Origin of the sequence: Aeromonas sp. Prich7-2 (assembly GCF_017939255.1) — a bacterium.
In the GTDB taxonomy this organism is placed as follows: Bacteria; Pseudomonadota; Gammaproteobacteria; order Enterobacterales; family Aeromonadaceae; genus Aeromonas; species Aeromonas caviae.
This window is the reverse complement of record NZ_JAGKRI010000169.1, coordinates 16406-35896: the sequence shown is the minus strand read 5'-3', so window position 1 is coordinate 35896 and position 19491 is coordinate 16406. Positions and strand designations below refer to the sequence as shown.

The 19491-nt window shown below is 59.9% G+C and carries 12 protein-coding genes; 2 read left to right on the top strand and 10 right to left on the bottom strand.

Annotation, left to right across the window (positions count from 1 at the left end; all coding sequences use genetic code 11):
• Positions 1–303 precede the first annotated feature (303 nt).
• Complete coding sequence (locus J9892_RS19720) at positions 304–2283, top strand: Lon protease family protein (protein ID WP_102948504.1); 1980 nt, start codon at positions 304–306, stop codon at positions 2281–2283.
• 78 nt (positions 2284–2361) lie between these two features.
• On the top strand, positions 2362–2922 hold the full coding sequence (gene fabA / locus J9892_RS19715; RefSeq protein ID WP_010674758.1) for a 3-hydroxyacyl-[acyl-carrier-protein] dehydratase FabA: 561 nt from the start codon (positions 2362–2364) through the stop codon (positions 2920–2922).
• An 80-nt stretch (positions 2923–3002) separates the two neighbouring features.
• On the opposite strand, the gene rmf is transcribed toward fabA, so the two are convergent.
• The 10 genes from rmf to pepN all read right to left on the bottom strand — a co-directional run bounded on the left by rmf (position 3003) and on the right by pepN (position 19418).
• Positions 3003–3179: a ribosome modulation factor gene (gene rmf / locus J9892_RS19710; protein WP_010674759.1), complete on the bottom strand. Its 177-nt coding sequence runs from the start codon at positions 3177–3179 to the stop codon at positions 3003–3005.
• 160 nt (positions 3180–3339) lie between these two features.
• On the bottom strand, positions 3340–4989 hold the full coding sequence (locus J9892_RS19705) for a DUF3466 family protein (RefSeq protein ID WP_210538754.1): 1650 nt from the start codon (positions 4987–4989) through the stop codon (positions 3340–3342).
• A gap of 8 nt (positions 4990–4997) precedes the next feature.
• On the bottom strand, positions 4998–6908 hold the full coding sequence (locus J9892_RS19700; RefSeq protein ID WP_029314544.1) for an ABC transporter ATP-binding protein: 1911 nt from the start codon (positions 6906–6908) through the stop codon (positions 4998–5000).
• A gap of 72 nt (positions 6909–6980) precedes the next feature.
• Positions 6981–7208: a glutaredoxin family protein gene (locus J9892_RS19695; RefSeq protein WP_102948506.1), complete on the bottom strand. Its 228-nt coding sequence runs from the start codon at positions 7206–7208 to the stop codon at positions 6981–6983.
• Positions 7208–9379: a bifunctional 23S rRNA (guanine(2069)-N(7))-methyltransferase RlmK/23S rRNA (guanine(2445)-N(2))-methyltransferase RlmL gene (gene rlmKL / locus J9892_RS19690; protein WP_052814621.1), complete on the bottom strand. Its 2172-nt coding sequence runs from the start codon at positions 9377–9379 to the stop codon at positions 7208–7210. The genes J9892_RS19695 and rlmKL overlap by 1 nt, the downstream gene beginning before the upstream one ends.
• 308 nt (positions 9380–9687) lie before the next feature.
• Positions 9688–10224, bottom strand: coding sequence for a cell division protein ZapC (locus tag J9892_RS19685; protein ID WP_041211431.1), 537 nt, complete (start codon positions 10222–10224; stop codon positions 9688–9690).
• 85 nt (positions 10225–10309) lie between these two features.
• Positions 10310–11320 (bottom strand): quinone-dependent dihydroorotate dehydrogenase, encoded by a 1011-nt coding sequence (gene pyrD / locus J9892_RS19680; protein ID WP_039040791.1) that lies wholly within the window; start codon positions 11318–11320, stop codon positions 10310–10312.
• A 47-nt stretch (positions 11321–11367) separates the two neighbouring features.
• On the bottom strand, positions 11368–16230 hold the full coding sequence (locus J9892_RS19675) for an NAD-glutamate dehydrogenase (RefSeq protein ID WP_210538753.1): 4863 nt from the start codon (positions 16228–16230) through the stop codon (positions 11368–11370).
• Positions 16231–16504: 274 nt separating this feature from the next.
• Positions 16505–16726, bottom strand: coding sequence for a DUF2835 family protein (locus J9892_RS19670; RefSeq protein WP_010674767.1), 222 nt, complete (start codon positions 16724–16726; stop codon positions 16505–16507).
• 67 nt (positions 16727–16793) lie between these two features.
• Positions 16794–19418: an aminopeptidase N gene (gene pepN / locus J9892_RS19665; protein WP_052814625.1), complete on the bottom strand. Its 2625-nt coding sequence runs from the start codon at positions 19416–19418 to the stop codon at positions 16794–16796.
• Between the last annotated feature and the right edge of the window lie 73 nt (positions 19419–19491).

The following is a 19491-nucleotide window of genomic DNA, read 5'->3' as shown; positions in this document are numbered from 1 at the left end:
ATCACACTGACCTTCCTAGCAATAGGATGCTTAAAAATTTTTTTTTGTATTAAGTTATGTATTTCGACTGAGATTTTAGGCTAAAAACACGCTGCAACTAGTGAGTACATGAATCATGTTGAATTGATTTCAAATGCAATTAATTATAAGTAATTGTAATTATGGATTTTATACCCACACACGCTAACATGTAGTTGATATCTAGTAGATATTAGTTAAATGATATATCTTGGTGTTCTGTCACCCTCAACCGAACTGTGTATAATGGTGGCAATTGATCCTATCCCCGACCGGATGTCTTAAGTGGCTGAATTAACATCAGAACAATTAAAACCCGCTTTCTCGATTGAGCAGTTCCCCACACTTGGCGAACTCGACCCCATGCCGTTTGCCGCCCTGCAACCCAGAGCGATTTCGGGTATCAAACGGCTGGCCAGTTTTGATGGTGACTGCCCGGTCATGATCCTCAACGGTTTCCCCGGTGCAGATTACGAGAATGTCTGCCAGACCCTGATCGCCTCTTCGAATGGCAAGGATGGCGACCTGTTCGATCTCTGTTATACCGAGAATCTCAACAACCCTTTCAAGCCCATCTGGCTGCGCCTGCAACCGGGCTCGGGTTTCGAGTTCTGCGAAATGGTCGGTGAGCTGCTCAAGCTGATGAGCCACCATCTCGACGCCGAGCGGCTGGTCACCCGGATCATCCGCAAACAGAACAACGACCCCAAGATCGTGGATTTCCTCTCCGATCTGGCCGCCCATGTCGCCCAGGGCCTCGAGTTCCAGCACCCGGTGCTAATCAACCTGCTGATCCATCATGAGGATCAGCAAGCCCCTGTCGTCTACGGCCGTGACCTGAACTGGGATACCTTGTTCGGCTCCATCAACTATCAGACGGAACAAGGCTCCGTTTACGCCAACCAGCACCTTTTGGAACCTGGTCTGCTGCGGGAAGCCAACGGTGGTTACCTGATACTTCAGCTCGATGAGCTGCTGGATCAGCCTCATCTCTGGTTCAAGCTCAAAAACGCCATGCAAAAAGGCGAGCTGGACTGGAATGCCTATCAGGAAGGCAAGACGCTGACGCCGTTCTTCACCCCGGAAGCGACCCCCATCCGGTTCAAGTTGATCCTGGTCGGTGACAGGCTGGACGTGGCGGAATTCCAGATGCTGGACAGGGACATGGCGGAGCGCATCTTCCTGCGTGCCGATCTGGTCTCCGAAGTGAACATCGAGGAAGATCTCCCCGCCTTCCTGCAATATCTCGCCTGGCTGCGAGCGCGCTGGGCGCTGCTGGATTTCACGCCAAGTGCCCTCCTCGCCCTCTGTCGCCATGCCAGCCGCCTGTGTGACCACCAGGAGTGGCTATCCCTCTCCGAGGTACAGCTCGGCGCCATCATGCGCATGGCCGACAGCCTGGCCCGCGAGCTGGAAGCGACCTGCGTCACTGACGAACATATCCTGCTCGCCCTGGAAGAGCAGGATTACCGCCTCAACTATCTGGTGGAGCAATCGGATCAGGGTGTCATCGACGGCCAGATCCTGCTGCAGACCGACGGTGAAGAGGTTGGCCAGATCAACGGCCTTTCCGTCATCCAGGTGGCCGGCCATCCCTATGACTTCGGGGAGCCGGTACGCCTCACCGCGACCGTCCACCTCGGGGATGGCGATGTGGCTGACATCGAGCGCAAGGCGGAGCTCGCCGGTCACATTCACGCCAAGGCCATGATGATCATCCACGGCTACCTCTCCAACAAGTTCGGTGCAGAGAACCCCTCGCCGCTCTCGGCCAACCTGGTGTTCGAGCAGTCATACCACGAGATCGATGGTGACAGCGCCTCCCTGACCGGCCTGTGTGCCCTCCTCTCCGCCCTCGCCCGCCAGCCCATCTATCAGCACTTCGCCGTGACCGGTGCGGTCGACCAGTTCGGCAATGTGCAGGCCGTTGGCGGCGTGAACGAGAAGATTGAGGGCTTCTTCCGGGTGTGCAAGATCCACGGTCTCACCGGCAAGCAAGGCATTCTGCTGCCCGGCACCAACGCCCAGCAGCTCAACCTCTCTGATGAAGTGATCGCGGCAGTAGAGGCCGGCCAGTTCCACATCCACCCGGTGGATCACGTGGAAGAGGCTATCGAGCTGCTCACCGGCTGCGTTGCTGGCGAACCGGACATGCCGGATACCCTGTTTGGTCGCATCCAGGAGAGACTTGACGAACTCAATGGCACGGCAACCAAGAGTGGCGGCCTGCTGCGCAGCCTGCTGGATCGGCTGCTTGGCCGTTAAATGAAGTGATCGGAGTTGTTTAGCGAACAGCTGTAAGCTAAATTGGCCCGGCTTTGACCCATATGAAGGATAAACAGCGTGACCCTAGATAACGACACCACTGATCCCCGCCTCTCCCTGTGCGAACAAGGCAAAGAGTCCTTTACCCGTGAAGAGCTGCTTGCCTGCAGCCGTGGCGAATTATTTGGTGAAGGTAACAGCCAGCTGCCCGCCCCCAACATGCTGATGATGGATCGCATCGTCAAGATCAACGACCATGGCGGCGAGCACGGCAAGGGTGAAATCCTGGCTGAACTCGATATTACGCCGGATCTCTGGTTCTTCGACTGCCACTTCCCCGGCGATCCCGTCATGCCCGGCTGCCTGGGCCTGGATGCCATGTGGCAACTGGTCGGCTTCTTCCTGGGCTGGAAAGGGGGTCCTGGCAAAGGACGTGCGCTGGGTGTCGGTGAAGTCAAGTTCACCGGCCAGATCCTGCCGACGGCCAAGAAGGTCACCTACAAGATCACCTTCAAGCGCGTCATCAACCGCAAACTGGTCATGGGCATTGCCGATGGCGTCGTGGAAGTGGATGGTCGCCCCATCTACAGCGCCACCGATCTGAAAGTGGGCCTGTTCAAAGACACCACCGCATTCTGATCCTGCTCCTGGGTGAGCAGAGACAACGTAAAGGGGCCACGATGGCCCCTTTCCTTTTGTAATGAGTGATGAAGTATCGGTTACTTCATGAAGAGGCCTGAGCCTCGCCCTTCCATGGCATCGCGCCAACCACCAAGCCAATGGCCCCTTGCATCCAGGCACTGGTACGGACACGCTTCTTTCTGTTTGCCGACTACGCCAGCCTGATAACCACGAGCGCGAGCTCTCTCCAGACGGTCCCGTTTCTGTCTCTTCATCATCTACGACCCTCTTCGTGGAACAAAAAAAGCGACCAGTTTTTCACCGGTCGCCTTCATTTTTACCCCAGGGGGGAGGCAGGGTCAAACAAAAAATTCCATGCTATTCAGGGGTTGTGACACAAGATACTGAACTGCATTAATTTTTGATGACACTTATTTATCGCTGATAGCGACGCAGCCAGGCAAAGGGCAGCGCCAGCAGAGTCAACCAGAACAGGCTGCCGCCACCGCCCTCGCCACCATCCTGACCGGTCTGGTTGTTGACCGGCGCATTGCTGACCACATAGCTGGCCGGGGCATTGCCCTGATAATCCGCCACGGCCGGCGTCAGTTTGACGGCGACCACGGTGGCGTTGGCGCGTTTGTTGAGGTCGCTCTCGCTGTCATAGCGATACGCCGTCGCGGCAATGGTGCCGTCGCTGCTGATGCCGCTGGCGTAAGCGATGTGATAGTACTTGCCGTTCTGGGCACACTGCTTGTTGCCGGCGTCATCCTTGCCACAGATGAGATCGTTCAGATACCAGCTGTTGGCCGGGGCGGCCGCGTTCAGCAGGAAGGCTTCCTGCATGCGGTTGGTGCCATTGACCACCGGTTGGGTCTGATGGCGGGAGTCGCGCCAGCCAACCACCATGTTGTGCTCGTTGATGGCGGCCGCTTCCGAGCCTGCCCCCGAGACCGGCTTGTCTTGAAGAGGAAGGCTGGCCGCCGTACCCGGCTTGCTCAGGTTGAACAGGAACATCTCCACCGGGCGGTTCTGACCCTTGTTGATGCGATAGCGCTGGTTGCCGATCACGTAGCCGTTGTCGTTGACGGCCACGGCCCAGCTGTGTTGCAGCTTGGCATCGTCCTTGCCAGGCTCGCCATCCGGCAGCGGGATGATCTTGGTGGTGCCCACGGTGCCGGCAGCCGTATCCAGGGTCCAGTAGCTGGCGAGGTTGCGGCCATCCAGATCACCGGTGCCCACCTCGCCGGTAGAGCTGTAGCCCACGCCGTAGAGGGTGCCGTTGTACTTGGCCACGCCCAGTGCAGAAGCGGTTTGCAGCACCTCGTCACGCTGATGGCCATAGGTGCCGGCCTGCATCAGCTTGTTGAACCCGCCCGAGCTGTTGAGCAGCCAGAAACTCGCCTGGGTATCGACCCCGGGGCAGTAGCGGAAGTGACCGTACTGGCTGTCATTGCCCGTCTCGAAACACCACTTGTAGAAATCACCGCCCACCTTGTGGCGATACTTGTCGCTGGCCGCGGTACCGGTCACCAGATACTGACCGTTGTCCAGCTTCTTGATGGAGGTGGGTACGCTCAGGCCGTGGGTGCTGGCCGCATCCTTGAGCTCGACCGGGTTGCCGTCATTGACCACGGCAAAGGCGGTGCGCAGCTTGCCATTCATCTTGTAACCGACCCGATCCTCCGGAACATCCCCGAGGGCCGTCACCAGGCCATCGACCTCGGAGCTGGTCACGTAGCCCAGGTTGCTGCGTTGATCCACCTTGTCCAGGAAGTCGCGACGCCACTGGTAGGCAAAGCCCGAGTTGTCGCTCCAGAAGGAGTTGCAGACCGAGTTGGAGAGCATGCAACCCTGCTCGAAACGGAAACGATCCACCAGGAAGTCGGCAAACCGCACGGTGGAGAAGTATTCCGCCATGTTGTTCTTGGTGTTGAGCCCGATGAGGCCGTTGGCATCGCCGCTGATCCCGCTGGCATAGCCTTTGACTTCGTCATCGACGATGGTGAAAAAGGAGCTTTGTGCCGCCTGCGCGTTGAGGCTGGCGCCGACCAGGATGGCCAGCATGGATAATTGCTTTTTCATCTACTTCCTTAGTCTTGATGTTTCAACGCTTCCAACTCCTCCCAACGGGAGAAGGCGTGTTCCAATGCGGCCTCTGCCGCATTCAATGCATCCAGTTTGGGCTGGGTCTGCTCTGCTGGCAGGGAGAAGAAACCGGGGTGGTTAATCTCGGCCTGCAGGGCATCGAGTTCCATTTCCAACTGTTCCAGCCGGGCTGGCAGATTATCCAGCTCCAGTTGCAACTTGTAAGAGAGTTTTCGTGTTTTTTTCGCAGGCTCCGCTGCCGACGCGACAGGCTCTGCCACCTTGACCGGGGCCGGCTTGGCCGTCTGTTGGGCGGCCTGCAGGGCTCGTGTGGCCATCATGTCGGCGTAGCCCCCGACATAATCGCTGATCCGACCATCCCCTTCAAACAGCCAGCAGCCGGTCACGGTATTGTCGATGAAACGGCGATCGTGGCTGACCAGCAGCAGGGTCCCCGGGTAATCGGTGAGCAGCTCTTCCAGCAATTCCAGCGTTTCGACATCCAGGTCGTTGGTTGGTTCATCCAGAATCAACAAGTTACTGGGCTTGAGGAAGAGTTTGGCCAACAGTAGACGGTTTTTCTCGCCCCCTGACAAGGCCTTGACCGGGGTGCGCGCCCGCTTGGGCTCGAACAGGAAGTCCTGCAGGTAGCCGAGGATGTGGCGGGAGCGGCCGCGAACCATCACCTCCTGCTTGCCCTCCCCCACGTTGTCCACCACCGTCTTCTCGGGGTCGAGCTGCTCACGATATTGATCGAAGTAGGCCACTTCCAGGTTGGTCCCCTGGCGCACCGAGCCACGGCTCGCCTCGAGCTGACCCATCAGCAGCTTGATCAGGGTCGACTTGCCGCAGCCGTTGGGGCCCACCAGAGCAATCTTGTCCCCGCGCAGCACCTGCAGATCCAGTCCCTGGAACAGGGTGCGATCACCAAAGTCCAGCCCCAGCCCCTCGGTCTCGAACACCAGCTTGCCGGAGCGGCCCGCCTCGTCCAGTTGCAGCTTGGCCTTGCCCTGCAGTTCCCGGCGCTGGGTGCGCTCCATGCGCATCGCCTTGAGGGCCCGCACCCGTCCCTCGTTGCGGGTACGACGCGCCTTGATCCCCTGGCGCACCCATACCTCTTCCTGGGCCAGCTTGCGGTCAAACTCGGCGTTTTTCAGCTCCTCGACCCGCAGCCACTCCTCCTTGCCTTGCAGATATTCGTCATAGTTACCGGGCCAGGAGGTGATCACGCCGCGATCGAGATCGATGATCCGGGTCGCCAGCTTGTGGATGAACTCCCGGTCGTGGGAGATGAAGACGATGGCGCCGCGAAAATCCTTGAGGAACTCTTCCAGCCAGTTGATGGCATCGATGTCCAGGTGGTTGGTCGGCTCGTCCAGCAGCAACAGATCCGGGTCACACGCCAGGGCGCGGGCCAGAGCCACCTTGCGCAGCCAGCCGCCAGACAGACTGTCGAGCGTCACATCAGGGTCGAGATCAAGCAGGGTCAGCACCTGATTGATGCGGGTCTCGTACTGCCAGCCGTTCTGATAGTCGAGCTGCTCCTGCAACTGGCTCATGGTGCGAATGTTGGCATCGGAAGGGTCGTGCGCCAGGGCGTGGGAGACATGGTGGTACTGCTTGAGCAGCTCCCCTACCCCGGCCAGCCCTTCTGCGGCGTAATCGAACACGGTGATCTCGCTCGAGGCGGGCGGATCCTGCTCGAGGCGGGTCACTTTCAAATCTTGTTGCAACACCAGACGGCCGTCGTCCAGCGGCAGTTCGCTGGCAATCACCTTCATCAGGGTAGACTTGCCCGCCCCGTTGCGACCCACCAGACAGAGGCGCTCGCCCCGCTCTATGGTGAGCTCGGCATGGTCGAGCAGCGGAAAATCACTGAACGACAGGGACGCGCCGTGCAATGTCAAAAGAGCCATGTTTGTTCCTTGTTGCTTATGAAAAAACGGGCGGCAGCGTGAGTCTGCCCCCGTTTTGTCGTCAAATCCTGCTCACCCCTGTACCAGCCAGCCTTGCAGCTCCCCCAGGGTAAAAGGCCAGCCCAGCTCCCGGCCGGCACTGTCTTGCAGCACCGGGATGCGCACCCGGTAAGCCTCGAGCCAGGCCTCCTCCTCCAGGATGTCGCAACGGCGGGTCTGCGCGGCCATCCCGGCCTGTTCCACCAGCGTCCACGCCTGTTCGCACAGGTGGCAGCCGTCGGTGTGAAACAGGGTCAGCATCAGCCTTGTGCCTCGGCGTGGGTGATGATCCAGCAGTTGTGGATATGCTGGTTGCGCTCGAAGTCCTTGGGCCGGGTCTTGTTCGTGATGTTCTGCGCCTTGAGACCGATGGCGTCAAGGCCGGCCAAGTCCATCTTGAAGTGGCGCTTGTTGTTGGAGAAGACCAGGGTGCCGTCCGCCGCGAGCAGGCGCTTGAGGTGCTGCATCAACAGCAGGTGATCCCGCTGCACGTCGAAGCTCTCGTCCATCCGCTTGGAGTTGGAGAAGGTGGGCGGATCGATGAAGATGAGGTCGTACTGTTCGTCCGCCTCGGAGAGCCACTTCAGGCAGTCCGCCTGCACGAACTTGTGCTCGCGGCCCACCAGCGAGTTGAGGCGCATGTTGTCCTGGGCCCAGTTGAGGTAGGTGCGCGACATGTCCACCGTGGTGGTTTCGCGGGCGCCGCCGAGCCCCGCGTGCACGGTGGCACTGCCGGTGTAGGCGAAGAGGTTCAGGAAGCGCTTGCCCCGAGCCATCTGGCCCAGCATGCGGCGGGTCTGGCGATGGTCGAGGAAGAGGCCGGTGTCCAGATAGTCGTAGAGGTTGACCCAGAGGCGTGCACCGTACTCCTGAACCTCCATCCGGTGCTGCTCTTCGGAGAGCTTCTGGTACTGCTGTTTGCCTTCCTGGCGCTCGCGCACCTTCAGGATCACCTTCTCGCCGTCCATGCCGGTCACCTTGATGGCGGCCTGCACCATGTCCAGCAGACGCTGGCGGGTCTTCTGGGCGGGAATGTCCTTGGGCGCCGCGTACTCCTGTACCACCAGATAATCCTGATAGCGGTCGATGGCAGCGTTGTACTCCGGCAAGTCCGCGTCATAGAGGCGGTAGCAATCGAGGTTCTCCTTGCTCGCCCATTTCTCGAGGGTCTTCAGATTCTTGCGCAGACGGTTGGCAAAGTCCTGGGCCACCTCTTTCTGGGAAGCGACGGCATCGAGGGCGATCTGATAGTTGCGCAGCTGGCACTCGAGGGCGCCGTTGAACAGGCGATACTGCTTGTCGGCACGCAAGCGCAGGCAGCTCAGGAGTTCGGGAGAGGCGGAGAGAATGGTGACCTTCCACCCCTGGAAGCCGCGGCGCAGGGCATCGCCAAGGGCCTGATGCACTTCCAGCAACGCCGGGAATTCACCGAGACGCTCGCCATAGGGCGGGTTGGAGATGAGCATGCCGACCTGACGGCTCTCTCCTTCCACAGCCGGCATCGGCAGCGGATTTTCCAGCTTGGTGACATCGGCCTGCTTGAAGGTAATGAGATGGGCCACGCCGGCGGCCTTGGCGTTGTCACGGGCCTTCATCAGGACTCGGGTATCCGCATCGCAACCGAACAGTTTCACCTCGCAGCGCTGCATGCCGCGCTTGGCACGCACCTGGGCTTCCATCATCAGACTCTGCCACAGTTCACCATCGTGTTGCAGCCAGCGATCGAAACCGAAGCGCTCACGGCGCAGCGCAGGCGCCATGTCGGCAGCGATGAAGGCCGCTTCAATCAGCAGGGTACCGGAGCCGCACATGGGGTCCATCATGGGCTCGCCAGCCCAGCCGCTGCGGGCAATCATGGCCGCAGCCAGGTTCTCTTTGAGGGGCGCCTCGCCGGTGCCCTGGCGATAGAAGCGCTGGTGCAGCGCCGGTCCTGACAAGTCCAGCGTGATATTGGCCTTGCCTTTGCCAAGGTGCGCCATGATGCGAATGTCCGGAGACTTCTTGTCCACATCCGGGCGCACGTGGCCGCGCTTGGTGAAGCGATCGACGATGGCGTCCTTGATCTTCAGGGCGCCGTACTGGGTATTGCGAATGGAGGCGTTGGTACCGGTAAAGTCCACCGCGATGGTGGCGGTACCGGAGAAGTGCTCCTCCCAGGGAATGGTATGAGCCCCGAGGTAGAGGTCCAGATCGTCGTTCATCTGGAACTCGGAGAGCACCAGCACGATACGGGAGGCAAAGCGGCTCCACAGACAGGCCTTGTAGCCGATGGCCAGTTCGCCCTTGAAGTGGACGCCGGCCACGGTCTCACGGACCTGCTCCGCACCCAGATTGGTCAGCTCGACGGCCAGCAGGTTTTCCAGCCCCTTGGGGCAGGTTGCAAAAAATTCTTTCATCACGCTCACGGGGATGCCATAAAAATAGTGCCGCATTATACCTTATCGGCCCGCGCTCGGCACTCGAACCTTGGACAAAGGCGCCATATAAACGGCAAGAGGCGCGGCAGACTCTCCCCTCCCCCCTTGCGGGCGACAGGATCCCGCTCTTGGCTGGCAGCTGTCTACCATCACATTCGTAAAGAATTCGAAAATCTTGCCCGGACCAGGCAGAAAATGGTCGTGACGACCAGACGAAGGAAAAAGACAAATAATGGAACAAGAGAGAGACTGTGCGCTTAAATATCAGACCAATATAGCAGGCCTATAACAGACTTATTCGTCGCCATATAACGGCCCCATCGTCAGCCCACTTCCCGATATTGTGTCTGTGCCCGGACTCTGGCTTGCATCCGGTTATTCATCACCTTGATCACGGCAAAGCGCGGCAGCGTCTTGCTGTTGGTCAGCACCAGTTCGTCGGTCAGGTTCAGGCAAACGCTCGCCTGATCGCCGGCTTCGATGACCATGAATTCCCCCCGACCGTGGGGAGTATCCATCCACACCAGGGATCCCATCTCTGGAATAACATGAGCCTGCTGTTCATGAAAGAACCAGCTTTGCGGCATCAGGGGTTTATAAAAACGGCTGACGGCGATGGCATTGAGGACCAGCTGGACCTGGTGGGGCGTACTCCAGTCGAGTTCAGCGGCCTTGTCCATCAACTGGTAATAGAGGGCGGCATCATCCACACAAAAAGGCTGGGTGGTGAAAGAACAGGGAACAAGTTGTCGACCTTTATATTCGGTGGCAAATATCATGCGATCGGACAAATCCAGCATCAGGCGATCATCCTGAGCGTCATAATGCCACTGCCAATTGTCATTGGGTTGAATACACATGGTGGTGCCCTTATCTAAGCCGTCCCTCGACTTTATTCCATGTCGAGAATTTGAGCAACGTTAAATAAGGGCAACCGGTTATTTTTTAAATATGGGTAACGATCTCTTTGACCAGACTCGGCCCTTTATAAATAAAGCCGCTGTAAATCTGGACAAGACTGGCACCCGCTGCCAGTTTTTCCCGAGCCGCCATGGCGCTGTCGATACCACCTACACCGATAATGGGCAGGGCGCCGTCGAGGGCCTTGGCCAGGTGGCGAATCACCTCGGTGCTCTTGTGCTGGAGCGGACGACCGCTGAGCCCGCCAGCCTCTGCGGCATGGGGCATGTCATATATCATCTCCCGCTCCAGAGTGGTATTGGTGGCGATGACACCGTCAATACGGTTCTTGATCAAAGAGGCGGCTACCTGATCTATTTCATCGAGTGACAGATCCGGGGCAATTTTCACGGCCAGCGGCACATACTTTTTATATTTCTCGGCCAGCTCCTGTTGACGCTGTTTCAATGCGGCCAGCAGTTCATCCAGTGCATCGCCATATTGCAATTGACGCAGACCCGGGGTGTTTGGCGAGGAAATATTGACCGCAATATAACCGGCGTGGTCATACACCTTGTCCATGCAGAGAAGGTAATCATCCTTGCCCTGCTCGATGGGGGTGTCCTTGTTCTTGCCGATATTGATGCCGATCACTCCCTGATATTTGGCCTCTTTCACCTTGGCCACTAGGTGATCGACTCCCTTGTTGTTGAATCCCATGCGATTGATGATCCCCTCGGCCGGGATCACCCGGAAGAGACGAGGCTTGTCATTGCCGCTCTGGGGTCTGGGGGTCACGGTACCGACCTCGATGAAACCGAACCCCATGGCGCCGAAGGCATCGATGCACTCCCCGTCTTTATCCAGACCGGCGGCCAACCCCACCGGATTGGCAAAATTAAGCCCCATGACGGTGACGGGGCGTTTGGGCAGAGAATGGCGGAAGAAACAATCAAGCGGGGTACCGAGAAGGCGGGGCAAATATTTGATGGAGAGATCGTGAGCCTGCTCCGGATTGAGTTTGAACAGGAAATGCCTGGCGAGTGGGTACAGCATGCTTGCTCCTTAAAAAAAGCCCCGGCAACTGGCCGGGGCTTTTGGGGTTATGCCGAGGTTCGGCAATTCAACTGGAGCAGGTTCAACTCTCGCAAGGCCACCGAGAACTTGGCGAACTCGTGCGTGCTCGTGGTCTTGAAGTCGGCCAACATGTGGGTCCAACGGGACAAGAGTTGCTCATGCTCCGAAATCCAGTCGGCCAGTATGGTAGCGCATTCCCCCTGCTCTTTGCACCCTTCCAGTACCACGGAGGTGAGGCTGCGTTGCTGCCAGTCCAGATCTTCGCGGAAGGAGGCCCGCGCCATCGCCTGCCAGTGGTTGCCCACCGGCTGATGGTTGATCTGTTCGAGGAACCAGTGCAGATCCAGCTTGGCACCCAGGCGGTAGTAGACGTTGGCAACCCGCAGGATGTCGGTCTTGTGCTCCGCGGCAATCTGCGCCAGATCCAGGCAGGAGAAGAGGCTGCTCATGTGGGCCACGCGACGGGCGATGGCCTCCGGCACCTGTTTCTCCACCAGGGCGGCGACCGCCTGGCTGTGTTCGGCCACTTCGCTTTCGTCCATTACCTCATAAAGGTGCTGACTCAGGGTCTCGAAGGCCGGGCGGAAGAAGGCGATGTTCTCGCCGATGCTCCAGCTGCGGTTGCGGGCACGCAGGAACCAGCGGGTGGCGCGGCGTACAATGCGGCGGCTGTAGAACATCAGCTCGAGCTGGGTGTTGGCATCCACCTGGTTGTCACACCCTTCGATGTCGCGCCACAGGGTATTGAGGCCGAACACCTCGCGGGCCATGGCGAAGCAGCAGGCCACTTCGGCCACCGAGGCACCGGTCTCGTCCTTCATCCGGCTGGCGAAGTTGAGCCCCATGTCGTTGACCAGCATGTTGGCCACCCGGGTCGCGATGATTTCGCCGCGCAGCGGATGCTGGGCAAGGGCCGCACCGAACTGCTGCTGCAGCTGGGTCGGGAAGCTGGTGACCAGCATGTTGGCCAGGAAGGGCTCGTCGGTCACTTCCGGGCAGTTGAGCTGCTCTTTGAGCACCATCTTGCCGTAGGCCACCAGCACCGCCAGCTCGGGACGGGTCAGCCCCTGCCCCGCCGCCATCCGCTCGGAGAGCTCCTCGTCGGTGGGGAGGAACTCGAGGCCGCGGTCCAGCTTGCCTTCCCGCTCCAGCCCCTGGATGAAGCGCTGCTGCTCTTTGAGCTGCTCGGCGCCACGGAACGCCGTGACCGAGATGGACTGGGACTGGCGATAGGCGTTGGTGATGACCACCTGCGCCACCGCATCCGTCATCTCGTAGAGCATCTGGTTGCGCTGCTTGAGGGTCAGATCCCCGGCGGCCACCAGCTGGTTCAGCAGGATCTTGATGTTCACCTCGTTGTCGGAGCAGTCCACGCCGCCCACGTTGTCGGTGAAGTCGGTGTTGATGCGACCACCCTGGCTCGCGTACTCCACCCGGCCGAGCTGGGTGAAGCCCAGGTTGCCACCCTCGCCCACGATGCGGGCACGCAGATCGCGACCGTTGACTCGCAGCACGTCGTTGCTGCGATCCCCGACGTCGGCGTCGCTCTCGCGGGCACTCTTCACATAAGTGCCGATGCCGCCGTTCCAGAGCAGGTCCACGTTCAGACAGAGCAGGGCCTTGATCAGCTCGTTCGGCGCCATGCTGGCCTTGTCAGTGCCGAGCAGGGTCTGCATCTCGGGGCTCAGCTTGATGGACTTGGCCGAGCGCAGGAAGATGCCGCCCCCCTTGGAGATGAGCTCACGGTTGTAGTCATCCCAGCTCGAGCCCGGCAGCTCGAACAGGCGCTTGCGCTCGACGAAGCTCCTGGCCGCATCCGGGGTCGGGTCGACGAAGATGTGCATGTGGTTGAAGGCGCCCACCAGCTGGATGTGCTCGGAGAGCAGCATGCCGTTGCCGAACACGTCGCCGGCCATGTCCCCAATACCCACGCAGGTGAAGTCGGTGGTCTGGCAGTTGATGCCAATCTCACGGAAGTGGCGCTTGACCGATTCCCAGGCGCCGCGGGCGGTGATGCCCATCTTTTTGTGGTCATAGCCCACCGAGCCGCCGGAGGCAAACGCATCGCCGAGCCAGTGGCCGTATTCGAGGCTTATCTCGTTGGCGATGTCGGAGAAGGTGGCGGTGCCCTTGTCGGCCGCCACTACCAGGTAGTAGTCATCCTCGTCGTGACGCACCACGGATTTTGGCGGGATCACCTCGCCGCCGATGATGTTGTCGGTCACATCGAGCAGGCCGCGGATGAACAGACGGTAGCAGGCCTTGCCCTCCTCCTGGATGACGGCACGGGGGGCGCCTGCCGGCATCTGCTTGCAATAGAAGCCGCCCTTGGCGCCCACCGGCACAATGACGGTGTTCTTCACCTGCTGGGCTTTCACCAGACCCAGCACTTCGGTGCGGAAGTCCTCCTTGCGATCGGACCAGCGCAGGCCGCCACGGGCCACCTTGCCCCAGCGCAGGTGTACCCCTTCCACTCGCGGGGAGTAGACGAAGATCTCGAACTTCGGCAGCGGCAGCGGCATGTCGGTGATGCTGGAGGGGGCCAGCTTGAAGGAGATGTAGGGCTTGATGTTGCCCGCCTTGTCCAGCTGGTAGTAGTTGGTGCGCAGGGTGGCGTCGATCATCTCCACATAGCGGCGAATGATGCGATCGTCATCCAGGTTGGCGACCTGATCCAGCTTGGCGGCGAGCTGCTCATGCAGCTTGGCGGATGCCTTAGCATCTTGCGATGGCACCTTGGCGTCCTGCTTGCCGGCCGGATCCAGACGCTGTTCGAACAGAGTGAACAGCAGCTCTGCGATATCCGGATAACGGGTCAGGGTCTCCTCGATATAGGACTGACTGAAGGAGACGCCGGTCTGGCGCATGTATTTGGCATAGGCCCGCAGCACGGATACCTGACGACCGGTGAGGCCGGCCCCCAGCACCAGACGGTTGAAGCCGTCATCTTCCAGGGTCTTGTTCCAGATGGCGGCGAAGGCCTGCTGGAAGCGCTGCTGGCTCTGCTCCAGATCGAACGGTTGCTCGCCCCGCAGCAGCATGGAGAAATCGAGGATCCAGAACACCTCGCCGGTGGGGGTCCGTACCTGATACGGGGTCTCGCCGATGACGCGCAGTCCCATGTTTTCCAGCATGGGCAGGACGTCGGAGAGGTGGATGGGTTCGCTTCGGTGGAACAGCTTGAGGCGTACCCGGCGATCGTTCTCCTCCTCCTGGGCGCGGTAGAACAGCATGCCAAGCGGCTCGGCCTCGCTCAATCCATCCAGGGCCATGATGTCCGCGACGGCAGAGCCCGGCAGCACATCTTCCTTGTAGGCACGGGGGAAGGCGGTGCTGAAACGGCGGCGCAGCTCGTTACCGCGGGCCTCGCCATAGTGGGAAAGCAGCACGGAATCCAGGCGGTCATCCCAGCTGCGGGCCGCTTCAATCAGGTTGTTCTGTACTTCGTTCACATCCACATCCACGTTGTTGTTGTTGACCCGCACTATGTAGTGGGTCCGTGCCAGCACGCCCTCGGTGAAGTAGACGTTGAACTCCACATCGATGCTGCTGCCAAAATATTTCTGCAAAATCTGCTGGGTCTTGACCCGCAGCGCCGTGTTGTAGCGCTCCTTGGTGACATAGACCATGCAGGAGAAGAAGCGGCCGTAGACGTCGCGGCGCACGAACAGGCGCAGCATGTCCCGCTCCTGCATCTCCAGCACGCCGAGACCGGTGGCCAGCAGCTCCTCTTCACGGGCCTGGATCAGCTCGTCGCGCGGGTAGGTTTCCAGCACGTTCAGCAGCGCCTTGTAGGCATGAGAGCCCGATTCAAAGCCGGAGGCGGCCATGATGCGCTCGAGGCGGTGGCTGATGAGGGGGATCTGGGTCGCACTGGTGTTGTAGATGGAGGAGGCATATAGGCCGATGAAGCGATCCTCTCCCACCACCTTGCCGTGCTCGTCGAAGCGCTTGATGCCGATGTAATCCACATAGGCCGGACGATGCACCCGGGACTTGCTGTTGGACTTGGTGAGGATCAGCAAGTCGGAACTGAGGGCCGCGTGACGGGCGCTGGCGGGCATGGTGCCGAGGCGCTGGCCTTCGTCCTTGATGGAGTTCTTCATCAGCCCCAGGCTGGACTCGGGCTGCGGCAGGATCTCGTGATCCCCCTCCACCGCCTTGACGTCGTAGCGACGATAACCCATCAGGGTGAAGTTGTGGGCGGCCACCCATTTGAGGAAGGCGACGCAGGAGTCCACCTCGGCCTGGCTGACCGGGTTCTTGCGTTTGGGCAGCTCCTCGATGATCTCGTTCAGGCGCGTCAGCATGGGCTGCCAGTCTCCCACCGCCAGGGCCACTTCCCGCGCGACCGAGTTGAGCTCGGCAGTCAGGGCGTCCATCTCCTCTTCACCGGTCAGGTGATCGATTTCGATGAGAAAGGCGGTTTCCACCGAGGTCTGCTCTGCGGTGTTGTCCAGATCCAGGATGGCGCCAATCTTGCCGCCTTCGCCGCGGATCAGGTGCAGCGGCTGGTGAAGCATCATGTGGGCGGTGATATTGAGACGCTTGAGCGCCATGCGGATGGAGTCCACCAGGAAGGGGGAATCCTGCAGGATGATCTCGACGATGGTATGAGGAGACTGCCATCCGTGGCGGGTCAGCTCGGGGTTGTAGACCCGGATATAGGGCTCGATGCCGGTACGGTGGTTGAGGGCATTCCACAGACTGAGGGCGGCGCCATAGAGATCGCTGTCATTGCGGTCATGCAGATCAGTGCTGGCCATGTTGCCGTAGAACTTGGCAACGAAACATTCGACCAGGGAGGCACTGTTTTTCGGCAATTTCTGGTGGATCAGACTGAGAACGTTTTCGAGCAGAACGGAGGTAGGGGCGTCTTTCAATGCCATTGCTAGTTTCCTTATCGGACGACATCACAGACACGGCGACATCCACCCAGGATGCGCGCCGGTACAGAGTTGCAGCGAAGTGTAATGGCTTGGATCAACGAAGGCGAGCAAAGGTGATAACGGGATGTTAAAAACAAGGGGCAGATCACGGCTTGGGTTGTGATAAATTTTGCCAAGTTGGCAAAATTCAGAAAATCGCACTGGATGCCGCGCCATTTACCGGATAGATAGTGACTTAAAGCAGATATTTACCCGGATTGATGTTCAAGTTTTGTTAATTTATGCGTTCCAGGGAAATGAAGCGATGATCGTCCTGGGTTTTCAGTCGAAAGTAGCCGTGAACGCCGCTCTCCGACACAAAACGCCGGATTTTCTCCAACCCCAGCTCCAGGGTCAGACCCTGCTCGGTACGTACCACCAGGCGGTTCACCTGCCCCTGGTACATCAACATGATCTCGTCGCGGCCAAGGGAGAGCCGAAAAGTGTATTGCCTCATGTCACCTCCTGGTCATCCATGAAAAACGGGCAGGAGAGCCAGACTCCCCTGCCCGCCGTCGTGACGCTTATTGTGCCAGCGCCTTGCTCACCTTCTCGAACAGATCCCGCGCCAGCCCGTCCAGGTTGGCCAGGCGGGTCAGCTCGGCGCGAACCAGCGCCTTGCGCCCCTCATCGAGCCGCTTGAACTGGATAAGCGGGGTGATGAGGCGGGACGCCACCTGGGGATTGACCTCGTTGAGCTCGATCAAGAGATCGGTCAGGAAGCGATAGCCGCTGCCATCGGCGGCGTGGAACTGCACCTGGTTGTTCATGGCGAAGCTGCCGATGAGCGCCCGCAGCCGGTTCGGGTTGCGGATGCTGAAGGTCGGGTGCGCCATCGCCTGCTTCACGTCATCGAGCACATCCTTGGCCGGCTTGGCGCCCACCAGCCGCAGCCAGTTGTCCAGTACCAGGCCATCATGGGCCCACTTGCCTTCGAAGTCGGCCAAAAGCGCGGCGCGGCACGGCAGCAGATGGCTGTTGGCCACCTGGAGTGCAGCCAGGGTGTCGGTCATGTTGTCGGCGGCCCCGTACTGCTCGCGCACCAGGGTATCGGCCTTCGCGGCATCCAGCGCCGCCAGATAACCCAGCACCACGCCCTTAAGGGCCCGTTTGGCCATGTCGGCATGGACCACCTGATAAGCCGGCAGACGCAGGCTCTCGTAGCACGCCAGCAGGCGGTCGCCGAAGGCGTGGGCCAATGCGGTCTGGATCCCGTTGCGCACCTGGTGGATGGCGTCGATATCGGCCACCTCGAACAGCTCGGCCAGGGTCGCCTCTCCCGGCAGGGCCAGGATCTCTGCCTTGAGGGCGGGATCCAGTGCAGCCTCGTCCAGAATGGCAACAAAGGCCGCCAGCAGGGTGTGGGAGAGTTCAACCCTCTGCCCGTGCTGGACCCGCGCCACCCCGTCGATCACCGCCTTGTTGATCAGCATCTGCGCCGCATCCCAGCGGGCAAACTCGTTGCGGGCATGGCGCATCAGGAAGGCCAGGGCCTCGTCGCTATAGTCATAGTGCAGCTTGACCGGGGCGGAGAAGTCCCGCAGCAGGGAGGGTACCGGTCTGACCGGCACCCGATCGAATTCGAAAGTCTGCTGTGCTTCCAGCACGTCCAGCACATTGCCGATGGCCTTGCCCTGGTATTGCAGCGGGATGACGGCACCCTGTGCATCGTAGAGCTCGATGTCGAGGGGGATATGCAGCGGCAGCTTTTGTGGCTGATCCTGGGTCGGCGGGGTGTGCTGGCTCACGTGCAGACGATAAACACCACTCGTGGCATCGTACTCGTCGGTCACGGTGAGCTCGGGGGTGCCGGACTGGCTGTACCAGCGGCGGAAGCGAACGAGATCCACCCCGGAGGCATCCTCCATCGCCTGCACGAAGTCGTCGCAGGTGGCGGCAGAGCCGTCGTGACGCTCGAAGTAGAGGCGCATGCCCGCCAGGAAGGCGTCCTCCCCCAGCAGGGTGTGCATCATGCGGATCACTTCAGAGCCCTTCTCGTAGACGGTCAGGGTGTAGAAGTTGTTCATCTCGATCACCACATCCGGGCGGATGGGGTGGGCCATGGGGCCGGCATCTTCGGCAAACTGCGGACCGCGCACGGTGCGCACGTTGTTGATCCGGTTGACGCCGCGCGACCCCAGATCGGAGGAGAACTCCTGATCCCGGAACACCGTCAGCCCCTCTTTGAGGCTTAACTGGAACCAGTCGCGGCAGGTGACGCGGTTGCCGGTCCAGTTGTGGAAATATTCGTGACCGATCACCCGCTCGATGCCGTGGTAGTCCGCATCGGTGGCAGTGGCCGGGTTGGCCAGCACGAACTTGGAGTTGAAGATGTTGAGCCCCTTGTTCTCCATGGCCCCCATGTTGAAGAAGTCCACCGCCACGATCATGTAGATGTCGAGATCGTATTCGAGGCCAAAGCGCTGTTCATCCCAGCGCATGGAGTGGATGAGGCTCTCCATGGCGAAACCGGTGCGGTCCAGGTTGCCCTTGTCCACGAAGATTTCCAGCGCCACATCGCGACCACTCCGGGTGGTGTAGTGATTGCGCTCCACATCGAAGTCCCCCGCCACCAAGGCGAAGAGGTAGCTCGGCTTGGGGAAGGGATCCTGCCACTGCACGAAGTGGCGACCGTCGTCCAGATCGCCGCTCGCGACCTTGTTGCCGTTGGAGAGCAGATAGGGGTACTTGGCCTTGTCGGCGGTGATACGGGTACTGTAACGGGCCAGGATGTCTGGCCTGTCCATGTAATAGGTGATACGACGAAAGCCCTCAGCCTCGCACTGGGTGCAATAGGCATCGCCGGATTTGTAGAGCCCCTCCAGCGCCGTGTTGGCGGCGGGATCTATGTTGGTGACCACGGTCAGCACGCACTCGGCCGGCAGGTTGAACAGGGTCAGGCTGCTCTCTCCCTGCTCGTATTGCTGATAGGGCACGCCATCCACACTGACGCTGACAAGGTCAAGCCCCTCGCCGTCCAGCACCAGGGGTTCGTTGTGATCGCCGCTGCGACGCAAACGGGAGATGGCGGTGACCCGGGTCAGGGGCTCTTGCAACTGAAAATCGAGATCCAGACTGTCACACCAATAGAGGGGAGCCTGGTAATCCTGGCGATATTTGGCCGTCATGGCCTGAGGTTGTTCAGTCATTATTGTGTGCTTCCACGCTTTGTTATTGACGTGTCAGAGGCTGTCACAAGGCTCGGACAGGGTCAAATAGTTT